This is a genomic window from Promicromonospora noduliphila (genome assembly GCF_056951025.1).
Genome location: NZ_CM167806.1, coordinates 5,033,339 through 5,056,183 on the forward strand (window position 1 = coordinate 5,033,339; position 22,845 = coordinate 5,056,183).

The 22,845-nt window shown below is 74.0% G+C and carries 19 protein-coding genes; 7 read left to right on the forward strand and 12 right to left on the reverse strand.

All coding sequences use genetic code 11. From position 1 onward, the window contains the following. The first annotated feature begins 334 nt into the window (after positions 1 to 334). Both AC0QU1_RS21945 and hpf read left to right on the forward strand, forming a co-directional pair. Complete coding sequence (locus AC0QU1_RS21945; RefSeq protein WP_483572438.1) at positions 335 to 1,357, forward strand: ComF family protein; 1,023 nt, start codon at positions 335 to 337, stop codon at positions 1,355 to 1,357. A gap of 166 nt (positions 1,358 to 1,523) precedes the next feature. Then, positions 1,524 to 2,198, forward strand: a complete 675-nt coding sequence (gene hpf, locus AC0QU1_RS21950) for a ribosome hibernation-promoting factor, HPF/YfiA family (protein WP_483572439.1) — start codon at positions 1,524 to 1,526, stop codon at positions 2,196 to 2,198. A 43-nt stretch (positions 2,199 to 2,241) separates the two neighbouring features. Here the strand turns inward: hpf and AC0QU1_RS21955 are convergent, their stop codons facing one another. The 3 genes from AC0QU1_RS21955 to mtrA are packed head-to-tail and all read right to left on the reverse strand — an operon-like array spanning position 2,242 to position 6,370. Continuing rightward, entirely contained in the window at positions 2,242 to 3,966 is a 1,725-nt protein-coding gene (locus AC0QU1_RS21955; protein WP_483572441.1) for an LpqB family beta-propeller domain-containing protein, read from the reverse strand. Beyond that, positions 3,966 to 5,690: an MtrAB system histidine kinase MtrB gene (mtrB, locus tag AC0QU1_RS21960; protein ID WP_483572442.1), complete on the reverse strand. Its 1,725-nt coding sequence runs from the start codon at positions 5,688 to 5,690 to the stop codon at positions 3,966 to 3,968. Before mtrB ends, AC0QU1_RS21955 begins: the two co-directional genes overlap by 1 nt. After that, entirely contained in the window at positions 5,690 to 6,370 is a 681-nt protein-coding gene (gene mtrA / locus AC0QU1_RS21965; protein WP_026366090.1) for an MtrAB system response regulator MtrA, read from the reverse strand. Before mtrA ends, mtrB begins: the two co-directional genes overlap by 1 nt. A 205-nt stretch (positions 6,371 to 6,575) precedes the next feature. On the opposite strand from mtrA, the gene AC0QU1_RS21970 reads away from it, so the two are divergent. From AC0QU1_RS21970 to AC0QU1_RS21980, 3 genes are all read left to right on the forward strand, one after another. Then, positions 6,576 to 7,955, forward strand: a complete 1,380-nt coding sequence (locus AC0QU1_RS21970; protein WP_483572444.1) for a sensor histidine kinase — start codon at positions 6,576 to 6,578, stop codon at positions 7,953 to 7,955. Then, a complete protein-coding gene (locus tag AC0QU1_RS21975; protein WP_483572446.1) occupies positions 7,952 to 8,644 on the forward strand; it encodes a response regulator in 693 nt (230 codons plus the stop codon). The genes AC0QU1_RS21970 and AC0QU1_RS21975 overlap by 4 nt, the downstream gene beginning before the upstream one ends. Before the next feature lie 127 nt (positions 8,645 to 8,771). Continuing rightward, positions 8,772 to 9,938, forward strand: a complete 1,167-nt coding sequence (locus AC0QU1_RS21980) for a trypsin-like serine peptidase (RefSeq protein WP_483572447.1) — start codon at positions 8,772 to 8,774, stop codon at positions 9,936 to 9,938. A gap of 212 nt (positions 9,939 to 10,150) precedes the next feature. Here the strand turns inward: AC0QU1_RS21980 and AC0QU1_RS21985 are convergent, their stop codons facing one another. The 6 genes from AC0QU1_RS21985 to AC0QU1_RS22010 all read right to left on the reverse strand — a co-directional run bounded on the left by AC0QU1_RS21985 (position 10,151) and on the right by AC0QU1_RS22010 (position 17,093). Further along, positions 10,151 to 11,503: a DUF58 domain-containing protein gene (locus tag AC0QU1_RS21985; protein ID WP_483572449.1), complete on the reverse strand. Its 1,353-nt coding sequence runs from the start codon at positions 11,501 to 11,503 to the stop codon at positions 10,151 to 10,153. A gap of 7 nt (positions 11,504 to 11,510) precedes the next feature. Beyond that, positions 11,511 to 12,743: an AAA family ATPase gene (locus AC0QU1_RS21990; RefSeq protein WP_483572450.1), complete on the reverse strand. Its 1,233-nt coding sequence runs from the start codon at positions 12,741 to 12,743 to the stop codon at positions 11,511 to 11,513. Then, positions 12,740 to 14,056 carry a DUF4350 domain-containing protein gene (locus tag AC0QU1_RS21995; RefSeq protein ID WP_483572451.1) on the reverse strand — a complete coding sequence of 439 codons (1,317 nt, stop codon included), beginning with the start codon at positions 14,054 to 14,056 and terminating at the stop codon, positions 12,740 to 12,742. Before AC0QU1_RS21995 ends, AC0QU1_RS21990 begins: the two co-directional genes overlap by 4 nt. Next, positions 14,053 to 14,778, reverse strand: a complete 726-nt coding sequence (locus tag AC0QU1_RS22000) for a DUF4129 domain-containing protein (protein WP_483572452.1) — start codon at positions 14,776 to 14,778, stop codon at positions 14,053 to 14,055. Before AC0QU1_RS22000 ends, AC0QU1_RS21995 begins: the two co-directional genes overlap by 4 nt. A gap of 1 nt (position 14,779) precedes the next feature. After that, positions 14,780 to 15,994: a glycerophosphoryl diester phosphodiesterase membrane domain-containing protein gene (locus tag AC0QU1_RS22005; protein WP_483572454.1), complete on the reverse strand. Its 1,215-nt coding sequence runs from the start codon at positions 15,992 to 15,994 to the stop codon at positions 14,780 to 14,782. 109 nt (positions 15,995 to 16,103) lie between these two features. After that, on the reverse strand, positions 16,104 to 17,093 hold the full coding sequence (locus AC0QU1_RS22010; protein WP_483572456.1) for a stage II sporulation protein M: 990 nt from the start codon (positions 17,091 to 17,093) through the stop codon (positions 16,104 to 16,106). Positions 17,094 to 17,195: 102 nt separating this feature from the next. On the opposite strand from AC0QU1_RS22010, the gene AC0QU1_RS22015 reads away from it, so the two are divergent. After that, on the forward strand, positions 17,196 to 18,023 hold the full coding sequence (locus AC0QU1_RS22015; RefSeq protein WP_483572457.1) for an RDD family protein: 828 nt from the start codon (positions 17,196 to 17,198) through the stop codon (positions 18,021 to 18,023). Between the two features lie 86 nt (positions 18,024 to 18,109). Further along, positions 18,110 to 18,850 carry a hypothetical protein gene (locus AC0QU1_RS22020; protein ID WP_483572459.1) on the forward strand — a complete coding sequence of 247 codons (741 nt, stop codon included), beginning with the start codon at positions 18,110 to 18,112 and terminating at the stop codon, positions 18,848 to 18,850. A 338-nt stretch (positions 18,851 to 19,188) separates the two neighbouring features. On the opposite strand, the gene AC0QU1_RS22025 is transcribed toward AC0QU1_RS22020, so the two are convergent. From AC0QU1_RS22025 to AC0QU1_RS22035, 3 genes are read right to left on the reverse strand one after another with little or no spacing between them, the layout of a single operon-like run. Next, the gene (locus AC0QU1_RS22025) at positions 19,189 to 20,589 is read right to left on the reverse strand and encodes an acyltransferase family protein (RefSeq protein WP_483572460.1); all 1,401 of its coding nucleotides are present in this window, start codon (positions 20,587 to 20,589) and stop codon (positions 19,189 to 19,191) included. A 40-nt stretch (positions 20,590 to 20,629) separates the two neighbouring features. Next, positions 20,630 to 21,718, reverse strand: coding sequence for a glycosyltransferase family 4 protein (locus AC0QU1_RS22030; RefSeq protein ID WP_483576773.1), 1,089 nt, complete (start codon positions 21,716 to 21,718; stop codon positions 20,630 to 20,632). Between the two features lie 32 nt (positions 21,719 to 21,750). After that, positions 21,751 to 22,602, reverse strand: coding sequence for an alpha/beta fold hydrolase (locus tag AC0QU1_RS22035; protein WP_483576775.1), 852 nt, complete (start codon positions 22,600 to 22,602; stop codon positions 21,751 to 21,753). Positions 22,603 to 22,845: the final 243 nt, after the last annotated feature.

Sequence of the window (22,845 nt, forward strand, 5' to 3'; positions counted from 1 at the left end):
GATCAGTGGCCTGGCCGCGAGGGTCACCAGGCTCGCGGCTGACGCCGAAACGCAGGTTGATGGTCCCTTCGCGGTGGTCTGAGATTCGCGGTGGTCTGAGAAGTGCCGAGCCCGAGCCGGAAGGTGCTGGCCGTTCGGGCGGGCCGAACCGCAACATACGTGTGCTCCGGATCGGCGAACCGCAGCAAAGCAGTTTGTCGGCGGTCAGATGGACAATCACGTTGCGGCTCGGCCCATCCGACGAGGACCATCTTGCGGTTCGGCCCGAGCCTGCCATCCCGCCGTGACCTGTGGACAAGCAGCGGCCCGCCGCGCCGTCCGCCAGGGTGGTGGGGTGCGCCCCCTCCGTGAGCTCGCCCGCCTGCTGCTCCCCGTCGCCTGCCCGTGCGGCGAGCTCGACGTGCCCTGGTGCGCGGACTGCGCCGCGCTCCTGGCCGGCCCGCCCCGGCGCGCCGAGCACGGCGCGCCCCGCCTGGACCGGCTCGACGGCGTCCCGCCCGTCCCCGTGTGGGCGCTGACGCCCTACACCGGGCCGGTGCGCGACGTCGTCGTGCACTGGAAGGACCGCGGGCGGGCCGACCTCGACCGCCTGCTCGCGCCCGCGCTGCGGCGGGCGGCGGCCCGCCTCGCACCCCTGCTCGCCCGCGCGCTCGGGGCCGCACCGGACGGTGCGGCGCTGTCCCGCCGTCACCCGTCCGGGCGCCACCCGTCCCGCCGCCACCCGTCCGGCCGCCACCCGTCCCGCCGCCACCCGTCTGGCAACGATCCACTCACGGTCGACCCGCTCGCCGCCGACCGACTCGCCGCCGCACCGACCGACGCCACACCGACCGACGCCGCGCTCGCCGTCGTCCCCGTGCCCTCGACCGGCGCCGCGCGCCGGGCCCGCGGCCGCGAGCCCGTGCTGGTGCTGGCCCGGGCAGTCGCCGCCGGCCTGCGCGACGGCGGGGTGCCCGCGCGCGTGGTGCCAGCGCTCGCCCGCCGCGGTGCGGTACGGGACCAGGTCGGCCTCGGCGCCCGCGCCCGTGGACGCAACCTCGCCGGCTCCGTCCGCATGACGAGACATGGAACAAGGGCTCTCGGACAAAGATCCGTCTGCATTCTTGTGGACGACGTCCTGACGACGGGCGCCACGCTGGCGGCCGTCGAGCGGGCCCTCGAAGGGTCCGGGCACGACGTCCTGGGGGCAACGGTGCTGGCAGCGACACCGCCGCCGGCGCGAGCGGCCGAGAACCGTGGGCGCCCGCCGCCGGGCCAGGGTGAAAATCCGATCCGAACCTCCGAGTGTGACACATCCGTGTCATCTCGTTCACTAACAGTTGGGACTGTCGTTACCCAGGCGACGGAGTTAGCCTGAACCTCCCACGCAGGATCCGAGTCCCGACGATGTTGTCGGGGCACCACGCGACGGGAGGTGGTTCGTGCCCGGCACCGGCAGAGGGTGCCATACCGAGTAGAGGACGGGCGCGCGCCGCCGGCAAGGGACGGCGTAGCCCGGTGTCGCCAGGAGCGGAGTTACGCACATGGAAATTGTCGTTGTCGGCAGGCACACGGACGTGGCGGACCGGTTTCGCCAGCACGTCGAGGACAAGCTCGCGAAGGTCGAGCTCCTGTCCCCCTACGTACGTCGGGTGGACGTGGAGGTCACGCACGAGAACAACCCGCGACTTTCCGAGAATCGCGAGCGCGTCGAGCTCACGCTCCGCGCGAAGGGGCCGGTGATCCGCGCCGAGGCGGCGGCGGACGACCGCTTCGGCGCCCTCGACCTCGCCATCGACAAGCTCAACGAGCGACTGCGCCGCGCCAGGGACCGTCGCAAGGACCACCGGAACCACCAGGTGCTCGCCCCCGTGGACGTCCGCCCCCTCGACAAGATCCTGACCGACGCCGACAGCGGCTCCACCAACGCGCCAGAGCCCCAGATCTCGGCCCCGGCGGCCCTGGCAGAGCCGGGCGACTCCGTGGAGACCACCATCGGCGACTCGCCGGTCGTGATCCGCCAGAAGCTGCACCACGCCGACCCGATGACCCTCGACGACGCCGTCTACGAGATGGAGATGGTGGGCCACGACTTCTACCTGTTCATCGACAAGGAGACGTCGCGCCCCTCGGTGCTCTACAAGCGCAAGGGCTGGACGTTCGGCGTGATCCAGCTCGACAACCCGTGCGGCGGGGCGCCCGTCACCAACCTGACCTGACCTCGGCCCAGAACCTCGGCCCCGAACCTCAAGCCCGGGAACCTCAGCCCGGATAGGCCACCAGGTCCACGTCCTCGGCGAACCGCTGCCAGACGCCCGCCTCCTCACGCTCCAGGTCGCCGTCCTCCGTGACCACGAGGATCCCCTGGTCCGTGACCGCCGCGGCAAGCTGCGTGACGTCGGTGAGCCCGGGGAGCTGCCGCGACTGGCCGCTGGTGCCGGCGAGCCCGCCGACGCCGGCGGTCCAGACGCCGGACATGCCGTCACCGTCCTGCGTCAGGAGCGCCAGCGTCGTGAGCCCGGCCCAGCGGGCCTCCGCGATGCTGCTCACGGGCGCGGCCACCGAGAGCGGCGGCGCGAGGCTGTCCGGGGTGTGGTCGGCGTCGCGCACGATGCCCGCCACGTGCACCTGCGTGCCCGACGGCGCCTCGCTCACGATCGCGATGCGCGAGCCCTCCGGCGACACGGACACGCTGATCACCTTGCGCCCGCTCAGCCAGTCGGGCTCCAGGGTGACCTCGCTCGTCTCCGTGTGCACGCGCAGCCTGCCGGTGCCGCCGCTGGTCCACGTGGCGTCGAACCGGTCGACCGACGGCGCGGCCAGCTCCGGCCCCTCCATGAGCACCTCCTGGCCCTGCCGCTCCGGCGACACGTCCACGATCTGGTCGTCGCCGTTCCGCACCACGATGGGCCTGGCCGAGGGACTGATCGCGAGCGCAGTGGGGTGCAGCCCCGAGAGGTCGGGCAGGTCGACCTCCACGAGCTGGCCGTCGTCCACCCGGTAGAGCTGGTCGCCGCGCAGGGCCATGGCCTGGACGATCGTCTCGGGCAGGTTGATGTCGGCCGCGCTGACCGAGAGCCGGTTCGGGCCGCTGAACAGCTCGACCGATACGGCACGGCCGGTGCCCTCGGAGAGGGTCGCGGAGATCTGCGCGGCGATCACGGCGCGCTCGCCCGAGTCGGCGGTGCTGATCTCCTCGGTGAGCCGCACGGCGACGGGGCCGCCGTCGACCGAGTCCTGGACGGACTGCGCGGCGAGCTGGGTGCCCTCGGGCACCAGCGACTGGGTGGCCCCCTGGAGCCACTCCGGCGGCCCCGCGAGCAGCTCGTGCACCGCCACGGTGCGCCAGGAGCGGCGCGGGAACCAGCGCAGGTCGGGGACGAGGCTCTCGACGTCGTCCTCAGCGACCGGGAAGTACAGGCGCGTCGCCCGGTACTGGTTGGCGAACAGGTTGGTGGGCACGAGCACGCCGTTGTCGAGCGCGGAGATGCGCCACTCGCCGCCGGTCCTGGTCAGGGTGAACCGGTAGCCGAGCTCCCGGGGGCTGCCGACCTCGGTGTAGGTGCCCACGCTGTCGAGCGTCGCGACGGTCGTCGCGCGCACGACGACCTCCACCGTGTCCGTGCCCTCGAGCTCCACCCCGCGCTCGGACGGTTCAGGCAGCGGCGTCTCGCGCACCACGCGTACGGCCTCCCCCGGGTCCCAGGTGGCGGCGACGTCGTCGGTCAGGAACTCGCGCGCCGTCTGGAACTCCTTCGGGGAGGTGGTCGCGGCGACGGCGGCGCCGAGGAAGCCGGACACGACGGCGTTCGGGTCCGCGCCGGGCACCGGGCCCTGGGGCAGCATCGCGATGTCGACCTGGGTCTCCACGTCCGCGTTGCCCACCCGCACGGGGCCGGACGTCGGGATCTGCGCGCACGCGCCCAGCCCGACGGCGGTGGCCAGCGCGGCGACCGCCGCGACCGCCGCGTTCGCTGCCCTGTGCATCAGTGCACCTCCAGGTCGAGGTCGTCCAGGTCGGGGATGGCCGTCGGCGTCGGGCCCGTCGGCGGGTGCACCACCGGGATCTGGCCCGTCCGGAGCCCCGGCTCGTGCGAGGCGGGGGCCAGCGTGACGGGCGGCTCGCCCACCTGGACGCCGGCGCTGCGCGGCAGCGTGAGGCGGAAGCTCGCGCCCTGCCCTGGGCGGCCCCAGGCGTCCAGGCGTCCGGCGTGCAGGTGGGCGTCCTCCAGCGCGATCGCCAGGCCCAGGCCCGAGCCGCCCGTGGTGCGGGCGCGGGCCGGGTCGGCCCGCCAGAACCGGTCGAACACGTGCTCGACCTCCTGTTTGGTCATACCCACGCCGTAGTCGCGCACGACGACGGCGACCGCGCGGTCGTTCTCCGCGACCGTCACCTCGACGGGCCGCTCCTCGGCGTGCTCGATCGCGTTGACCACGAGGTTGCGCAGGATGCGCTCGATGCGGCGCGGGTCGAAGTCGGCGGCCGCGTCGGTGTCGGGCAGCTTGACCGAGACCCGCACGTCCTTGGTCTCCGCGAGCGGGGCGGCCTGCTCCACCACGGACATGACGAGGTCGCGCAGGTCGCGGCGTTCCGCGTCGAGCACGGCCGCGCCGGCGTCGAACCGGCTGATCTCCAGCAGGTCGGACAGGAGCGCCTCGAACCGGTCGATCTGGCCGAGCAGCAGCTCGGCGGAGCGGCTGCCGTCCTCGCCCATCCGCTCACGCGACTCGTGGATGATCTCGCTCGCCATCCGGATGGTGGTGAGCGGGGTGCGCAGCTCGTGCGACACGTCGGACACGAACCGGCGCTGCATGGCCGACAGCTCCTCCATGCGCCGGATCTGGTCCTGCAGGCTCTCGGCCATCTCGTTGAACGAGCGCGCGAGGCTCGCCATCTCGTCGGTGCCGCGGGCGCCCGGCATGCGCTCGGACAAGTGCCCCTCGGCGAGGCGCTCGGCCACGGTGGCGGCCCGAGTCACCGGTGTGACGGTCTGCCGCGCCATGGTCCAGGTCACCACGCCGAGCAGGGCCAGCATCCCGAACCCGCCCGCCAGCAGCACGCGGTGCACGAACGACAGGGTCTCCTGCTCCGGCTCCAGCGAGTAGAGGTAGTAGATCTCGTACTCGGCGTCGGGCGAGGCCTGGACCGTCGAGCCCACGATGACGCCGGGCCGCACGACCTCCGGGTCGTCGGGCGACGGGATGCCCACCGCCTGCAGCACCTGGTCGTCGTCCGAGGCGAGGTTCGCCTCGCGCAGCTCGTCGCTGATCAGCACGTCGGTCAGCTCCGGCCGCGTGACGATGTCGTTGACCTGCGTGGTGGTGCCGAGCTGGTGCAGCAGGAAGTACTCCTCCGCCGTCGACCCGCTCGTGGCGCTGAGCGTGGAGATGGTGTCCAGCAGCAGGGTCTGCAGCTCGCCGTCCGACGTCGTGGACACGGCGGAGAAGTTCTCCGACACGCGCGCCGTCAGCGCGGCCGCCTCCCGGTCGATCGCGGCGAGCCGCTGCTCGTAGATGCCGTCCCGGACCGACGTCGACAGGTACAGCCCCAGCACCGCGATGGCCGCGAAGCCGATCGCCAGGGCGGTGGTGACGACGCGGAGCTGCAGCGAGGAGCGCCACTGGGCGATCCCGCGCCGGGTGGCCCGGACGGTGACCACCCGGGTCCGTGCCACCAGCCGGTGCAGCCGCGTGGCCAGGCCGGACGGCATCAGCGGGTCGCGCCCGCCTTGTAACCGACGCCGCGCACCGTCAGGACGATCTCCGGGTTCTCCGGGTCCCGCTCGATCTTGGAGCGCAGGCGCTGGACGTGGACGTTGACCAGGCGCGTGTCGGCGCTGTGCCGGTAGCCCCAGACCCGCTCCAGGAGCACCTCGCGCGTGAACACCTGCCACGGCTTGCGGGCCAGCGCCACGAGCAGGTCGAACTCCAGCGGGGTGAGCGCGATGCGCTCGCCGTCCCGCATGACGGTGTGGCCGGTGACGTCGATCTCGACGTCGCCCACCACGAGGCGCTCCGGGCCCGGGTCCTCGCTGCGGCGCAGGCGGGCCTTGATCCGGGCCACGAGCTCCTTGGGCTTGAACGGCTTGGACACGTAGTCGTCGGCGCCGGACTCCAGCCCCACCACGACGTCGAGCGTGTCCGACTTGGCCGTCAGCATGATGATCGGCACGCCCGACTCGGCGCGGATCTCCCGGCAGACCTGCACGCCGTCCTTGCCGGGCAGCATGAGATCGAGCAGCACGAGGTCCGGCTGGTGCGTGCGGAACATCCCCAGGGCGGAGTCCCCGTCGGCACAGAAGATGGCCTCGATGCCCTCGCCCTTGAGGACGATGCCGATCATCTCGGCCAGTGCTGTGTCGTCGTCGACGACGAGAACTCGTACCTTCATGCCCTCCAGTGTGCCAGGCTGGTCCAGCAAACCCGGTGCTGCGCCGTGCGCCCTGGCGTGTTCGCGGCAGGTTCACCCGGTTCCCAGGCCCCGGTTCCAGGCCCGGCGCTCGGGCGGGCCGACGGCCGGGCAGGGGGACAGCCCCCCTGCGGCAGGGTGGCCGGCACCCTGTCGCCCGCGTGCCGCGACGAGCGAACCTGGCACCATGACAACCATGACTGTCGACCGGCTCGCGGCCGGCGCCGCCCGCGCCGGCGGCGGCCTCCGGCGGAACTTCCTCACGGCCCCCTTCTCGAGCCGTACCTGGCGTGAGCAGGCCTACCTCACCCTGACGCTCCTGCTCGCCCCCTTCGCCTTCGCCTACACGGTCTTCGCCGTGAGCCTCACCGCCGGGGTCGCCGTCACCGTGGTCGGCCTGTTCGTGTCCGGCGCGGTCGTGCTGGGCGGGCGCGGCTGGGGCGCCACCTACCGGGGCCTGGCCCGCGGCCTGCTCGGCGTCGACGTCCCGGTGCCCGCCGCGTACGTCCGGCCGCGCGGCTTCTGGCGCACCCTCGGCTCGATGATCGGGGACGCCACCGGCTGGCGCGCCCTGCTGTTCATGTTCGTCACGTTCCCGCTGTCCATCCTGTCCTTCGTCACGAGCGTCGTGTTCCTCGCGACCGGCCTGGGCGGCCTGACCTACTGGTTCTGGTACCGGTTCCTGCCCGAACAGCTCGGGACCGACGGCGAGCTGCACCGCGGGGCGCAGTTCGGCCCCTCCTACTTCGTGGACACGCCGCCGCGGATCGCGCTCGCCGCGCTCGGCGGGCTGATCGTGCTCCTCCTGTGGCCCTGGATCACCCGGATGTTCACGCTGCTCTTCGAGGTGCTGTCGGCCAGCCTGCTCGGCCCCACCCGCGCAAGCCTGCGCGTCGCCGAGCTGGAGCGGTCGCGCACCGGCGCGGTGGACGACGCCGACGCCCGCCTGCGCAGCATCGAGCGCGACCTGCACGACGGCACGCAGGCCCGGCTGGTCGCCGTCGCCATGCAGCTCGGCGAGGCGCGCGAGCACCTGGCCGACGGCGGCGACGTCGCCCAGGCGGCCGAGCTGCTCGACACCGCGCACTCCTCCACCAAGGAGGCCCTGACGGAGCTGCGCGAGCTGGCCCGGGGCATCCACCCGCCCGCCCTGGACAGCGGCCTCACCGTCGCGCTCGAGACCCTCGCCGCGCGGTCGGCCCTGCCGGTCACCGTCGACGTGGACCCGGGCGTCGAGGCGGACGGTCGCCTGGCCCCCGCCATCGAGTCGATCGCGTACTTCTCGGTCGCGGAGCTCGTCACCAACGCCGCGAAGCACGCCAGCGCCTCGGGCGTGTACGTGCTGGTCGAGGCCGTCGGCGACACCGTGCGCATCCGGGTGCGCGACGACGGCCGCGGCGGCGCGGCCGTCGTGCCGCCCGACGGTTCCGGCCTGCGCTCCGGGCTGGCCGGCCTGGCCGAGCGCGTGCGGTCCGTCGACGGCACCTTCGACCTGTCGAGCCCCGCCGGTGGGCCTACGGTAGTCACCGTGACCCTGCCGACCACGAGCTCAACGGGCCGTGCATGACCGGGCCGGCCGATCCGACGTCGGACACCGGGCTACGGGTGCTCCTCGCCGAGGACTCCGCGATCCTGCGCGACGGCCTCGCCGCACTCCTGACGCGGCGGGGCCATACCGTGACCACGGTCGCGGACGGCGCCGCCCTTGAACGTGCGGTCGCCCGCCTCGCGAGCGAGGAGTCGCTGCCCGACGTCGTCGTCGCGGACATCCGCATGCCGCCCACCTTCACCGACGAGGGACTGCGGGCCGTGCTGGCCTTACGGACCCGGCACCCGGCGCTGCCCGTGCTCCTGTTCTCGCAGTACGTGGAGACGCGGTACGCGAGCCGGCTCCTGGCCGGCGACGCCCGCGGTGTCGGCTACCTGCTCAAGGACCGGGTGGCCGAGGTGCGGGACTTCGTCGACGCGCTCGGGCGCGTGGCGCGCGGCGCCACCGTGCTGGACCCCGAGGTGGTCTCGCAGCTCATGGGCTCCGCCCGCAAGGACGCCGACCTGGAGCGCCTGTCGCCGCGCGAGCGCGAGGTGCTGGACCTGATGGCCCAGGGCCGGTCCAACCGGGCGATCGCCGAGCTGCTGCACCTGTCGTACGGGGCGGTCGAGAAGAACGTCGCGGCCATCTTCACCAAGCTCGACCTGCCGCAGGACGCGGCGGACCACCGCAGGGTCCTGGCGGTGCTGCGGCACCTCGGGGTGTGATCACCGGTCGTCCAGCGGCCGCTCAGCCGGCTGTCCGATATTCGGGACCCCTCCCCCAGTTCTTGGCTACGATCGCTCCGATTGCCAACAGACCGGATAAACCGGTCAGGCGGATAGGGGAAATCAAGTGCGCAGAACTCAAGGGTCGCGCCTCGCGGCGGTGACGGCGGCCGCCGCCGTCATCGCGACGGCGGCCTACATCCCGGCGGCCTGGGGCGCGGGCGACGGCGACGCGTCGGCCACGGCGGCCGTCGCCGCGGATGTCGCCGACACCGAGATCGTGTCGACGGTCGCGCCCGTCCTGAGGCCGAACGGGACCTCGGCCCGCAAGTACTCGGCCGCCGAGATGCAGCGGGTCGACGCCGAGGGCGGCGACCCCGCCGTGCTGGAGTACTGGACGCCGGAGCGGATGGCCGCGGCGAAGCCGCTGGACGCTCCGGGCGACGCCGCGTTCGTGCAGCGGACGGCGCAGGACCTCGCGGCGAAGCTCGCCGCGGGTACCACGGCGGGCCGGGCGGACACGCTGCAGAGCACGCCGGCCGGCGACCCCACCCAGAGCGGCACGATCGTCACCCGCCCGGTGGCGCCCCAGAGCGCCGACGGCGCGCAGACCAACGCGATCAACCGGTGGCCGATCAGCAACGGCAAGCTCTTCATCGGCGGGTACGGGAGCGGCAGCTACTGCTCGGCCGCGACGCTCAACACCCGGTCGAAGCGGGTGGTCATCACCGCGGGGCACTGCGTGCACGAAGGGCGCGGCGGTGACTGGTACAGCAACCTGGTCTTCGTGCCGGACTTCCGGGGCGAGGCCGTCAACAAGACACCCCACGGGACGTTCCAGGCCCGCACGCTGCACACCTTCCGGACCTGGATCGAGAAGGGCGGCACGTACCAGGGCTGGTACCGCGACGTCGGCATGCTGACGACGTACTCGAACGGGCAGGGCGAGCGGGTCGTCAAGGCGGTCGGCGGCAACGGGCTGCGGATCGACCAGTACTACCGGTGGCCGGTCGCGGTCTTCGGCTACCCGTCGAACCTGTCCGACGGCCAGGCGATGTGGGGCTGCACCGGCATGACCCGCAAGAGCGGCGTCGCGCCGCGCACCTCGCTGATCAGCGGGTGCGACTTCGGCCCCGGCTCCTCCGGCGGCCCGTGGATCTGGCACTACGACAACGCCACCCGGCTCGGGTACGTCCGCGGGGTCACGTCGTACGGGACCTCTGGCTACCGGTCCATCGGGGCGCCGCACTTCGACAGCGCGGTGCGCAGGCTCGCGGTCTCGACGAACAACTGAGACCGGTTCGCGCGTAAGTGTTTCGCGCGTGAGTCAGGAGCGCCCGGCCGCATCGTGCGGCCGGGCGCTCTGCTCGTTGCGGGCTCGGTACGGGGACGCTCGTTACGAGGCTCGGTACGGGGACTTGCCTCGCGCGACCACGCTTCGAGGCCGTGGGCCCGAAACCAGCCCGCCGTCATGCCCTTAGAGCCGCCCCGCGGCGCGTCAGGCCCTCAGAGCCGCCCCGCGGCCTTGAGCGCCAGGTACTCGTCGGCGAGCCGGGGCGCCAGGTCGTCCGGCAGCGCCTCGACGACGTCGGCCCCGTAGCGGCGCAGCATCGTGGTGACGGCGGTGCGCTCCAGGTCGCCGCGCGCGGCGGCGGCCGCGTCGTACACCTCGGCCACCGTGTCGCGGCCGGCGCGCAGGCCCGCCACCTCCTCGTCCGCCACGGAGGCGACGACGACGGTGTGGTCGCGGGCGAGCTGGTCCACCACGGGCAGCAGGCCGTTCTCCACCGCCGCGGGGTCGAGCGTGGTGAGCAGCACGACGAGCGCGCGCTGCGTCATCCGGGTGCGCACCTGCGTGACCACACCCGGCCAGTCTGTCTCCAGCAGCACCGGTTCGACCGTCGCGAGGGACTCCGCCATCGCGGGCATGAGCCGCGGCCCGGCCGCGCCCGCCACCCTCGAGCGCACGGTGCGGTCGAACGCGACGAGCTCCACCCGGTCGCCCGCGTGCCCGGCGAGCGCCGCGAGCAGCAGGGCCGCCTCGATGCTGGCGTCCAGCCGCGGCGCGCCCGTCGAGTCCGCCGCACCCACGCGGGCGGCCGAGGTGCGGCCCGTGTCCAGCACGATCAGCACGCGCCGGTCCCGCTCGGGGCGCCACGTGCGCACCACCACCTCGCGCCGCCGGGCGGTGGCGCGCCAGTCGATCGAGCGGACGTCGTCGCCCACCACGTACTCCCGTAGCGAGTCGAACTCCGTGCCCTCGCCGCGCACCTGCACCGCCGCGCGGCCGTCCATCTCGCGCAGCCGCGCCAGGCGGGAGGGCAGGTGCTTGCGGCTGGCGAACTCCGGCAGCACGCGCAGGCGTCCCGGTACGGACAGGGTCACCTGGCGACCCGCCAGCCCCAGCGGGCCGAGGCTGCGGATCGTCACGCCGCCGGCGGCCCGGTCGCCGCGCCGCGTCGGCACGAGCGTGGTGGGCAGGCGCGCGGCCTCGCCGTCGGGCAGGTCCACGTGGTGGCGCCCCGGGCCGCCCGACGCCGGGCGCACCCGCTCGGTGCTCCCCCGCCCCGGGCCGGTGCCCGCCGAGGGGCCCCACGCGTCCCGGACCACCGCGCGCAGCCGCCGGCCGGAGGCGTTGCGCACCACGAGCTCGCTGGTGGCCTCGGCGCGCAGGCGGACCGACGCGGGCACCCGCCGCTGCACGGCGACCCGGCGCGGCGAGGCCGCCAGCGCCACGTCGACCGCGCACGCGAGCACAACGACCGCCGCCCAGACGAGCACCGTCCCGCCCGCCGGCAGGAGCAGCACGGGCACCACGCCGAGCGCCATCAGGGCGGCGGCCCGCCAGGTCACGACCATCGGGGCCTCAACGCGGCACGGGCACGGAGGCCAGCACCGTGTCCAGCACGCCCTCGGCGGTGACGCCCTCGAGCTCGGCCTCGGCCCGGAGCTGCACGCGGTGCCGCAGGGTGGGGTGGGCGAGCGCCTTGATGTCGTCCGGCGTCACGAACGACCGGCCCGACAGCCACGCCCACGCCCGCGCCGTGCGCAGCAGCGCGGTGGCGCCACGCGGCGAGACGCCGAGCGAGAGCGACGGCGAGAACCGGGTGGCCCGGCAGACGTCGACGGCGTAGCCGAGCACCTCGCGCGAGACCTGGACGCGGGCCACCTCGGCACGCGCCCGGTCCAGGATCTCGGCGTCGGCCACGGGGGTGACGCCCGCGGCGGCGAGGTCGCGCGGGTCGAAGCCCGCCGCGTGCCGGGCCAGCACCTCGACCTCCTGCTCGCGCTCGGGCAGCGGCAGCACGAGCTTGAGCAGGAACCGGTCGAGCTGCGCCTCCGGCAGCGGGTAGGTGCCCTCGTACTCCACGGGGTTCTGGGTGGCGATCACGAGGAACGGGTCGGGCAGCACCCGGGGCGTGCCGTCCACCGACACCTGCCGCTCCTCCATCGCCTCCAGCAGCGACGCCTGGGTCTTGGGGGGCGTGCGGTTGATCTCGTCCGCCAGCACCAGGTTGGTGAACACGGGGCCCTCGCGGAACGAGAACTCGGCGGTGCGCGCGTCGTAGACCAGCGAGCCGGTCACGTCGCCCGGCATGAGGTCAGGCGTGAACTGGACGCGCTTGGTGTCCAGCTTCAGGGCCGCCGCCAGGGTGCGCACCAGGAGGGTCTTCGCCACGCCGGGCACGCCCTCCAGGAGCACGTGCCCCTGGCACAGCAGGGCGATGAGCAGGCTCGTCACCGCGGCGTCCTGCCCGACGACGGCCTTGCCCACCTCCGTACGGACCGCCGCCAGGGCGGAACGCAGCTCCTGCGACGGCGCGGGCGGCTGGGCCTGGGGCTGGTGCTGGGGCGCGGCCTGCGGCCGGTCGGCCGCGGGTGCCTCGGCGGCGGACGGGTCCGGACGCGGAGCCTCACCGCCCGGCGGCTCCGCCGCGGGCGCACCGGCGACGGGCCGCTCGGTCGCCGGGGCGGTCTGCGGGGCCGGCGCGGCGGGCGGCTCGGCCTGCGGCTCGGGCCGCGGGGCCGGCCGCGGCTCGGCGGGCCGAGGCGCGGACTGGTGGGGTACAGACTGGTGCGGGAAGGCTGGTTCGGTCACGGTCGGTGGACCTCGCTCTCCAGGATGTCGAGTCGGCGCGCGAGCTCGGCGAGCGCGGCGTCGTCAGCGGGCGGTGGGCCGTAGAGCAGGTCTGCCACCTGCTGTGACGGGCGGTTCGTTGCGGCGACGACTGCGTCGACCACGGTGTTGGCGTCGGACGAGCGGGCCAGGCCGAGACGCGAGGCGATCCGGTCGGCCGCCGCAGCCCGCAGGCCGGCCGCGGCGTGCCCGCGGGCCCGCGCCGCCCGGTACAGGCGGGCCCGGCCGCGCGTGGTCTCGGCCGACCGGACGAGCACCGGCAGGTCCTCGACCACCAGCGGGCCCAGCCGCCGCACGCGCCACAGCGCGAGCAGCACCGCCGCCAGCACCGCGACGAGGACGACGGGCGCGGATCCCGGCGGCATGAGCGGGCTCGCCTGGCCGCGCTCGCCGGGGGTCGGCTCGTCGTCGCCCGTCGTGATGTCGTACGGGCTCGGCACCAGCCAGACCAGGTCCTCGTGCTGCCCCAGCATCCACAGGGCGAGCGCCGAGTTGCCCTCGTCCAGGATCGTGCCGTTCTGGATCACCGCGGGGTCCTGGACCACCGTGACCGAGCGGTTCGGGAAGTCCAGGCGCGCGTAGGCGAACCCGCCGGTGCCGTCGGGCCAGCACAGGACGGGCCGCACGGCCTCCGTGCCGGTCGACGTGTCGTACAGGCCGGGCGTCAGGGCGAGCTCGCCCGCCGCCTGTGCGGCCGGGTCGGAGCACTGCGGCGGGACCGGCCCGGACGACTCGCCGAACGTCGTGTCGACGGTGTTCCGGGTCACGCCGGCGACCATGCTGTAGTCGGGGTTGAGCACCACGAGGTCGGCGCCCGTGCGGTTCAGCGACGAGATCTGCTCGTCGGCGAAGAACGACGGGTTCGGCGTGACCAGGAGCGTGCTGTCCGGGTGGGCGGCCGCCGCGGCGTCGGCGACGGTGGTGACGTGCGTGATCCGCACGCCCTGGTCCTCCAGCACCTCGGCCACGGCCATGGCCCCGTCGGACTCGGGGTTGTCGGGGGCGTACGGGTCCGCCGACGTCGGCGGGCGCACCACGGCGAGGAACACGACCAGCAGGGCGATCGCCGCGAGCACCGTCAGGGGCCAGCGCGCGCGGCGCCACCTCGTCGCGGCGCGCGACCGGCCCGTGGTGTCGTCGCCGATGATCACCGGCGGCTCGTCGACCGGGCCGGCCGGCGCGGCCGCCACCGCCGTGGGCGGCGCCGGGGCAGGCAGCGCGGACGACGTCGGGGCGGCGGGCGGCGGGGCGGCGGGCGAGGACTGGGTGGTCATGCCGACCCCCCGGCCTTCTCGTCCGCCGGCGTGCCGGCATCCGTCCCGCTGTCCGACCCACCGCCCGATCCGCCGTCCGAGCCCGCGTCCGGCCCGAGCCTGACCAGTGCGGCCCGCCGGGCCGCGGCGACCGCGGCGTCGAGCTCGCGCAGGGCCGTGTCGTCGGCCGCCGTGGCGACCCGGTCGCCGTACTCGACACCGTCGAACAGGTCGGCGCCCGAGCGCAGGGCCGCGGCCTGGGCGGGCAGGCACTCACCGGCGTCGGCGGCGGCCTCCTGCGCGGTGCGGCCGGGCCGCGGCTCGATGACCACCCGTTCCTCCAGGGACCGGACGACGGCCCGGAAGCGCTCGACGACGGCCGTCCGCCAGTCGGCGGAGGCCGCTGCGGTGTCGGCGGCGGCGCGGAGCTGCGCGGCCGTGCGGGCGTCGTCGGTGCCGAGCACCTCTGCCGAGCCCGTGCGGTTGCGCCCGAGCTGCACCGGACCGGCCACCAGCCAGGCGATCACGAGCACCACCACGGCGATCACGGCGATGACGATCCCGAGCTGCGGGCCCGACATCGACGTGTCCGGCCACTCGATGTCGTTCAGCCAGTCCATCAGCCAGTTCAGGAAGCGCGTGAGCAGCGACTCCCGCGCCGCGTACTCGGGGCGCTGCAGCTCGGTCGTGAGCCACTCACGTGCGGTGTCCCGGTCGGGGACGACGGGCAGGTCGGCCCTCATGTCACTTGTCCGCCGTGGCTGCGGCCGCGGCCTGCAGCTGCACGTCAAGTCCCTCGCGTCGCATCCGGGTGTCGATGTAGAGCAGGGCGATGACGCCGCCGAGGAACAGGACACTCATGCCGCCCGTGACGACGGAGGTGAGCCCGTAGCTGACGGCCAGCGCCACGTCGTTCTCCGTCATCATGAACAGGCTCGTGACCATGCCGACGGGGAACGCGACGATCTGGCCGATGACGCTGAGGATGACCGAGGTCAGCAGGTAGATGCCGAGCACGCGCCAGAACGAGCCGTAGGTCAGCTTCCAGGCCCGCCGGCACGTGACCCAGAACCCGCCGCCCTCGACCGCGAGCGCCGGCGGGATCAGGACGGCGCGGGTGAACGCCCAGAAGCCGGCCACGACCAGGGCCGCGAGCGTGAGGAGGAGCGCGACGACGCCGAACGCCGGGTCCACGTAGAACGCCCCGGCGACGATCGCGACGGCCAGCGTGTACGCCACGAGCACCGCGAGCGCGCTCAGGAGGGAGAACCCGAGCAGGAACCACCAGCGCCGGCCCGCACGCCGCCAGGCCTCGGACACGGAGATCTTGCGCCCGATGACCGAGTCGCTGACGGAGATGGCCATGATGCCCATCGCGAGCGGCGTCACGAGCCCGAGCAGCAGGCCGGTGCCGATCAGCGAGCCGTAGGTCACGCCGAGGATGTCCTGGGTGAACCCGAGGTCCTGGGCGGCCGGGTCGTTCTCGATCTCGGCGAACAGGTTGCCGAACAGGTCCGTGAACCAGGTGGTGAGCGGGATGCTGATCAGGGTGCCGACCGCGACGGCGGCGACCACCACGATCGCCGTCAGCCCGAGCGTCACCGCCGGGTTGTGCCGGACGGCGCCGAACGCGCCGTCGTACAGCTCGCCGAGGGTGAGCGGGCGCAGGGGGACGATGCCCGGCTTGTCGGCTTGGGGCCGGTAGCCCGGCACCTGCGAGCCGTACGGGGAGTACTGCCCGTACTGGCTCTGGCCGTACTGGTTCTGCCCGTACTGGCCGGGGGCGCTCTGCGGCGTCCCGTAGGCCGGCTGGTCGGGCGCAGACGGCGCGGCCGGGTCGTACCCGGGCGCGTACTGCCCGTACCGCGGCGGCTCGCCCCAGCCGGCGGGCTGGGAGCCTCCGGACTGCGGGGGCGTCGGCTGCGCCGGCTGGTCGGGTGCGCTCTCGGGCGTCGTCATGGGGCGTGCTCCGGATGTCGTCTCAAGTCGTGCCTGCGCCGCAACCCTAGTACGCGGCACTGACACGAGGTGGTGCAATTCATGCGTTCAGCGGGTCTTCGCGCAACCGTCACCCAGCCGTGACCACGGTGGCGCCCGCCTCGTGCTCGGCGAGGTCGCCGGTGGCCCCGGACCGGACGGCCCGGCCGCCCAGCACGTAGACGTAGGCCCAGAACGCGGCGAGCACCACGGCGCCGATCACGATCTTGAGCCACCAGTACAGCTCCGAGCCGGTGACGAAGCCCTCGACCAGACCGGAGACGCCGAGCGCCACGGCGAGGCCGATGACCGTGGTGATCAGGGCGCGCCCCTCGGCGGCCATGGCAACCGACCGCTTGCGGTGCCCCGGGTCGATGAGCGTCCAGAACAGGCGCAGCCCGGCGGCGCCGGCGACGAAGATGCAGGTCAGCTCCAGCAGGCCGTGCGGGGCGATGAGCGTGAGGAACAGGTCGAGCTCGTCGTGGGCTGCCATCATGCCGCCGGTGGCGCCGATGTTCACCGAGTTCTGCCACAGCACGTTGAGCGTGAAGAAACCCGTGATGCCGCCGGCGACGGCCTGCGCGGCGATCCACGCGTTGTTGGTCCACACCACCGCGGCGAACCCGATGCCCGGGTCGTAGTAGGAGGCGAACGCGTTGTTCACGTACTCCTCCTGCGCCGAGGGCGGCATCATCGCGTTCATCGCGTCGGCGTCGGACGCGATGTAGACGCCCGCGACGACCGCGACGAGCAGGCAGGCCGCCGTCACCGCGTGGGACCACCACCGGATCCGGTAGAACGCGGCGGGCAGCGACACCACGGCGAACCGCACCACCTCGCGCCAGGCGGGCTCGTGCGAGCCGGCGATGCGGGTGCGCGCCCGGTTCAGGACGTCGGACAGGCGGGTGACCAGCGCCGGGTCCGGCGCCGCCGACCGGACGGTCGACAGGTGCGTGGCCACCGACTGGTACAGGCGCACCAGCTCGTCCGACTCGGCGCCGTCCAGACGGCGGCGCGAGGCGAGCTCCTTGAGACGGTCCCACTCTGCGGCGTGCACGGCGGTGAAGGCGTCGATGTCCACGACGGTAGTCTGCCGCACAGGAACATCGGCAGGGCCCGAAAAGAAGCAGGCCCGAAGAAGCATCGGCATGGCCCGGAGGCCCTCACCCCGACCGGAGGAACCGTGCAGGACGGCATAGTCATCGGCGAGGGCGTGGTGCTGGACGCGCGCCCGGCGTCGTTCATCACGCGCGCCATGGGCGCGATGCTCGACTTCCTGGTCGTCGGCACCGTCGTCGTGGTGGCCCTGGTCGTCGGCGGCATCTGGTTCCTGGAGAACGCCGTGCTCGGCGAGGACATCGCGCTGGTGGTCTACGTGGTCGCGAACGTCGTGATCATGGTGGGCGTGCCTGTGACCGTCGAGACACTGTCGCGCGGCCGGTCCGTCGGCAAGCTCGCCTGCGGCATCCGCGTGGTGCGCGACGACGGCGGGCCCGTCCGCTTCCGGCACGCGCTGGTGCGCGCCCTGATCGGCGTGATCGAGCTGTGGCTCACGTTCGGCGGCATCGCGGCCATCGCGTCGCTGGCCAACGCCAAGGGCAAGCGCCTCGGCGACCTCGCGGCAGGGACGTACGCGGTGCGGGTGCGGGGCGGCAGGCCGCCGTCGGCCCCCGTGGTGATGCCGCAGTCGCTGGCCGCGTGGGCGCACACGGCGGACATGCGCAGGCTGCCGGACGGGCTGGCCCTGGCCGCCCGCCAGCTGCTCGGCCGCGCGGCCCGCCTCGCGCCCGAGTCGCGCGCGCGGCTCGCCGACGACCTCGCGGGCCGCATCGAGCCCTACGTCGCCCCAGGGCCGCCGCCGGGTACGCATCCGGAGGCGTTCCTGCACGCCGTCCTCGCCGAGCGCCGCGAGCGTGAGCTCGTCGCCGGACGGCGGGAGCGCAAGCGTGCAGAGGAGCAGGCGGAGCTGCTGCACCGCCTGCCGTTCGCGGTGGCGGACCCGCCGCGCTGAGCCTGGTGGCGACCACGGGGACCGCTCCCCGGTCACCGGTGCCACGCTCGCCGTCCTACATCCGGACCGCCCAGGGGGTGACCGACATGCCGGATCAGCGGGGCCGCGGACGGCTGCGGGCGCTACGGCTGCGGACGCTGTGGCGGGAGTGGGAAGGGCTTGTCGGCGCGGTGCTCGTGGTCGGCACGATCGCGTTCTTCGGCCTGCTCAGCACCGACGCCCGGCTCTCCGTGCCGAACTACCTCGTCGCCGTCGGTGCTGTCGTCGGCATCTTCCTGGTGTGGACGGCCGGTTCGCTGCTGCTCTACGCGGTCGGTCCGGGCAGCAGGATCCGGTGGCGCCGCCGTCGGGCCATCGCCCGCGCGGCGCGGCAGCATCCCGAGGCCGTGCTCGTCCCCGGCTACGCCGGGCAGGGCATGTACGCGCAGGCGCACCGGCGCGGGGTGGTGCCGCGGAGCTGGCTGAAGGCCTGGGAGGAGGACCTGGAGATGGTTCTCGCCGTGCTCCCGGACCGGGTCGAGGTCTGGGTGCACAGCGCGCCGCGGCCGCTCTGGTCGGCGCGCCGCGTCGCGGGCGGCGTCCGGATCGAGCACGTGACGGTCCAGTCGTACTACGGGCACGACACCGACCGCGACGAGCTGTGGTTCGACGACGGCACGGCCTCCGCCGGCATCGCCCCCGAGTACGCCGTGCGGCTCCTGCAGCTCAGGGACTACCCGGCCCTCGACCTGGAGCGCGCGCTGCGCGAGATCGGCCTGTCGCGCGACGACCTCCGCCGCCGGGACCGGAGCGAAGGACGGCACGGCACGGACCCAGAGACGGCCTGACCCCACCAACGGCTCGACCCCCACCAACAGCCGACCCCCACGAACCGGCCGAACCCACCAACCGGCTGACCCCCACGAACAGCCGACCCACGAACCGGCTGACCCACGAACCGGCCACCGCGCCGAACCGCAAGATCCACGTCCGTCCCGGCGCCGAAACGCAAGACACACGTCGGTCACGGCCCTGGTGGACCAGTAACTTGCGGCTCGGGCGCCCTAGAGACGGGTAACTTGCGGCTCGGGCGCCCTGGAGACACCCCCAGAGACACATAACCTGCGGTTCGGCCCGTTCCGAGACATTGCCTCCCGCACGCAGCACCCCTCACGCACACAGGCCCTCAGGCGCGCAGTGCCCCGCGCGGCCGCAGGGCAGCCGCGCAGCGCAGCAGCCCGGCGTGCACCGCCCGGCGCAGCCGGGCCGACGTCGGACGCTCGACGCCGTAGTGGATCGCCCCCGCGAGGCCGAGGCTCAGGGCGCCGGCCGCGACGAGCGCGACGGTGCGGGTGGTCTCGTGCGCCAGCAGGTCGATCACGGCGTACCCGAACTGCGTGTGCACCAGGTAGACGGGGTAGGTCAGGGCGCCGACTGCGCCCAGCACCGTCGCCACACGCCGGGGTGGGGTCGCCCGGCCGCGCAGCGTCGTCGCCCAGACGGCGACGATGCTCACGAGCAGCACCAGCACCGTCACGACCGGGTCCACCGCGACGCCCTGGAGGTCGGACGCGCGGCCGGCGGCCTCCAGCACACGCAGGACGCACAGGACCAGTCCCCCGGCGAGCAGCACGCTCGTGACCAGGTCGAACCCGTCGCGGTAGGCCAGGAACAGCAGCATGCCGACGGCGAAGTACGGGGCGTAGACCGGCGCGAGCCAGTCGGCGAGCCACTGCGCGGTGACCCACTGCCCGCCGAGCTCCTGCGCGGCCCAGCCGACGACCGGCCAGAGCGTGGCGAAGGCCAGCACGCGGTTGCGGGTGAGTGGGCCGAACGCCAGCACCACGAGCACCAGCAGGTAGAACTTGAGCTCCACGAGCAGGGTCCAGAACACCACCTGGACGCCGGTGACGTGGAACAGGTCCTGCACCATCGTGAGGTTGACCAGGGTCTCCACCGTGGTCGTCCGCCGGCCGCCCGACCACACCTGCTGCAGCCCCGCCGTCAGCACGATGCACGCCCAGTAGGCCGGGAAGAGGCGGCCCACCCGGGAGGCGACAAAGCCCGCGACGCCGCGGCCGTCGGCGCTGAGCAGGATCACGAACCCCGAGATCACGAAGAACAGCTCTACGCCGAGCCATCCGTACCGCGTGACCTCGTTGAGCAGCGGGAACGCGTCGGCGGGCTCGGCTCCCCAGTACCCGGTGGCCGTCGAGGTCGCCGTGAAGTGGTACAGCAGCACCGCGGCCGCGGCGGCGAACCGCAGGCCGTCCATCGCCACGAGCCGGCCGGGAGTCCGCGGCCGCGCGCCGCCCGCCCCGCCGACGGCGCCCCCACTCGCCAAGGCACCCCCCGCCGCCAAGGCCCCGCCCGGCAAGGCCCCGCCCGGCACGGCCCCGCCGGACAACACGGCCTCGCCCGGCACGGCAGCCACAGTCGGCCCGCCGCCCTCGCCCGACACGGCGGCCGCAGCCGGCCCGCCACGCCCGCTCGGTACGGACGGTACGGGCGCCCCGCCCGCCCCAGCACCCCCTGGCGCGGAAGCCACCTCGGGCACCGGCACGGGCGGGCTGTCACGGCGGGTCATCGCCGCCGACCCTAGATCACGGAACGATAACGGTCAAAATTCACCCGGTGAGGAGCGCGAGCAGGGTCTTCGCCGACGAGTCCCAGTCGTACCCGGCGGCCCGGATCCGCGCCGCCGCGGACCGTTCGGCCCAGGTCAGCGGGTCGTCGAGCGCGCGGACGGCCGCGACGAACCCCGCGAGGTCGTCCGGGTCGACGTACGCGCCCGCGGCCCCGCCGACCTCGCGGAACACGGGGATGTCGCTGACCACCAGCGGCGTGCCGAGCGCCATCGCCTCCACCAGCGGGAGCCCGAAGCCCTCGTCGCGCGACCCGGAGACGAGCGCCGTCGCGGCGCGCAGCACGTCGCGGTAGACCTCGTCGGACGCGCCGTCGTGGAACACGAGCGTGCCGTCACCCGCCAGCTCCTGGAGCTCCGCCCGCCGCTCGGGCGCCACGGGGCTCATCAGGTGCAGCTCCCACCCCGGCAGGTGCGCCATGGCCCTGGCCGGCAGCTCGACGTTCTTGTACGGCATGAACGAGCCCATGTACACGAGCGAGCGAGTGCGCGCGGGCGCCGGCTCGCCGGCGGGCGGCTCCGGCACGGGGTCGGGCGCGTTGGGCACGACGGTCACCGGACGCCGGGTCAGCCGGTGCCGCGCGATGAGGTCGCGCGTGGTCTCCGAGACGGTGACCACGGCGTCCGCCCGGTTCAGCAGCACCCGCTGCGGCCACCAGGCCAGGTGGAACGCCCGCCACAGCAGGCGAACGGGCGCGGGCAGGTTCCGCGGCGGCGTGGGGTGCCGGTAGTAGATGAGGTCGTGCAGGGTCAGGACCACCCGGTAGTCGCGCCCCCAGGTGCCCATGGTCTGCATCGGGCTGAACACGACGTCGGCGCCCGTGCGGCGCACCTGCCGCGCCACGAACGGCTCGCGCCAGCTCGTGGGCCCGCTCACCCGGTGCCACGGCAGGCCGTCGGGCAGGTGGTCGAGCTGGCGCTCGTCGTTGACCAGCACCTCGATGGGGTGCAGCCGCGCGAGCGCCGTCACGATCCCGGCCGTGTACCGGCTGATCCCGTCGTGGCGGCCCACCCGCAGGTACCGGCAGTCGACGACGATCTTAAGCGGCGCCCCCGCGGCAGCGTCCTCCACGGCGTCGTGCACGGCGTCCCGCGCTGCGTCCGTCACGGTGCCGCACCTTCCAGGGCGGCCAGGAACCCGGCGGTCTCCCTGGCGACGGCGTCGGGCGCCTCGTAGTGCGCCAGGTGCCCCACCTCGGGAACGACGGCGAGCCGCGCGTCGGCGAACATCGTCTCCAGCACGCGCTGCGAGGGCAGCGGGGCGACGTCGTCGTTCTCGGACGCCACCAGCAGCGTCGGCACGCCGATCGCGGGAGCGTAGCGGGACACGTCGGTCCCCACCGAGGCGTGGAACGCCTCCAGCAGCGTGCGCCGGTCCGCGAACCCGGAGAAGTACCGGTCGTGCTCCGCGTGGATCCAGCGGCGCAGGCCCCGGTCGCGGGTCGTGACCATGGCCACGCTCGCGACCCGGGTGAAGAGCGGGTGCCGCAGCAGCCCCGTCCCCACGGGCTCCGGCAGGGCGGCGGCCAGCCGGTGCACCCCGACCGTCACGGCGCTCAGCATGCGCTTGGGCCCCGCGAGCGCCGCCGTCGCTATGGGGTTCACCAGGACCAGGCAGCGGATGGCGGGCCGGTCACCGGCCCCGGACCCCGCCTCAGAGGAAGCGACGGTCGCGGCGGCGATGATCGACCCGAAGGAGTGTCCCGCCAGCATGACGTCACCCTCCGGGCCGACCGCGGCCAGCAGCTCGGCGGTCCAGGCGGCGTACCCGGCGACGTCGTGCCGGCCGTCGGGCAGCGGCGGCGTGGACCCGAACCCCGGCAGGTCCGGCACGACGACCTGGACGTCAGAACGCAGCCTCAAGAAGTGGGCAACGATAGGCTCCAGGCCGTGATGGTCACCCCGAAGCCCATGCAGGAACACGAGCCGGTGCGCGGCCGTGGGCTCACCGTACACCCGGACATGGGCGCTGACACCGCGTATGCGCAGGTCAGCGTCACGAACGGGCGTGCGGGCGAGCAGCGCCGCATAGGGCTCCGCCTGCGCGGTACCTGGGGGTGGCGCGGCACTCCCGTGCGGGCGCGTGTCGGTGTTCATCGCGCTGACCCTAAGCACTCGGACCACTTTCGCGGGAGTCGGGCCGGAAAAGATGGGGGAAAACCCCCACCCATTTCCGGGGGGAAACCTGGTGGCGCAAGA

Bases quoted from the DNA above. Each gene is read 5' to 3' on its own strand.
- hpf (WP_483572439.1), top strand. From the start codon at position 1,524: ATGGAAATTGTCGTTGTCGGCAGGCACACGGACGTGGCGGACCGGTTT.
- AC0QU1_RS21955 (WP_483572441.1), bottom strand. From the start codon at position 3,966: ATGCACAGGGCAGCGAACGCGGCGGTCGCGGCGGTCGCCGCGCTGGCC.
- mtrB (WP_483572442.1), bottom strand. From the start codon at position 5,690: ATGCCGTCCGGCCTGGCCACGCGGCTGCACCGGCTGGTGGCACGGACC.
- mtrA (WP_026366090.1), bottom strand. From the start codon at position 6,370: ATGAAGGTACGAGTTCTCGTCGTCGACGACGACACAGCACTGGCCGAG.
- AC0QU1_RS21970 (WP_483572444.1), top strand. From the start codon at position 6,576: ATGACAACCATGACTGTCGACCGGCTCGCGGCCGGCGCCGCCCGCGCC.
- AC0QU1_RS21975 (WP_483572446.1), top strand. From the start codon at position 7,952: ATGACCGGGCCGGCCGATCCGACGTCGGACACCGGGCTACGGGTGCTC.
- AC0QU1_RS21985 (WP_483572449.1), bottom strand. From the start codon at position 11,503: ATGGTCGTGACCTGGCGGGCCGCCGCCCTGATGGCGCTCGGCGTGGTG.
- AC0QU1_RS21995 (WP_483572451.1), bottom strand. From the start codon at position 14,056: ATGACCACCCAGTCCTCGCCCGCCGCCCCGCCGCCCGCCGCCCCGACG.
- AC0QU1_RS22000 (WP_483572452.1), bottom strand. From the start codon at position 14,778: ATGAGGGCCGACCTGCCCGTCGTCCCCGACCGGGACACCGCACGTGAG.
- AC0QU1_RS22005 (WP_483572454.1), bottom strand. From the start codon at position 15,994: ATGACGACGCCCGAGAGCGCACCCGACCAGCCGGCGCAGCCGACGCCC.
- AC0QU1_RS22020 (WP_483572459.1), top strand. From the start codon at position 18,110: ATGCCGGATCAGCGGGGCCGCGGACGGCTGCGGGCGCTACGGCTGCGG.
- AC0QU1_RS22025 (WP_483572460.1), bottom strand. From the start codon at position 20,589: ATGACCCGCCGTGACAGCCCGCCCGTGCCGGTGCCCGAGGTGGCTTCC.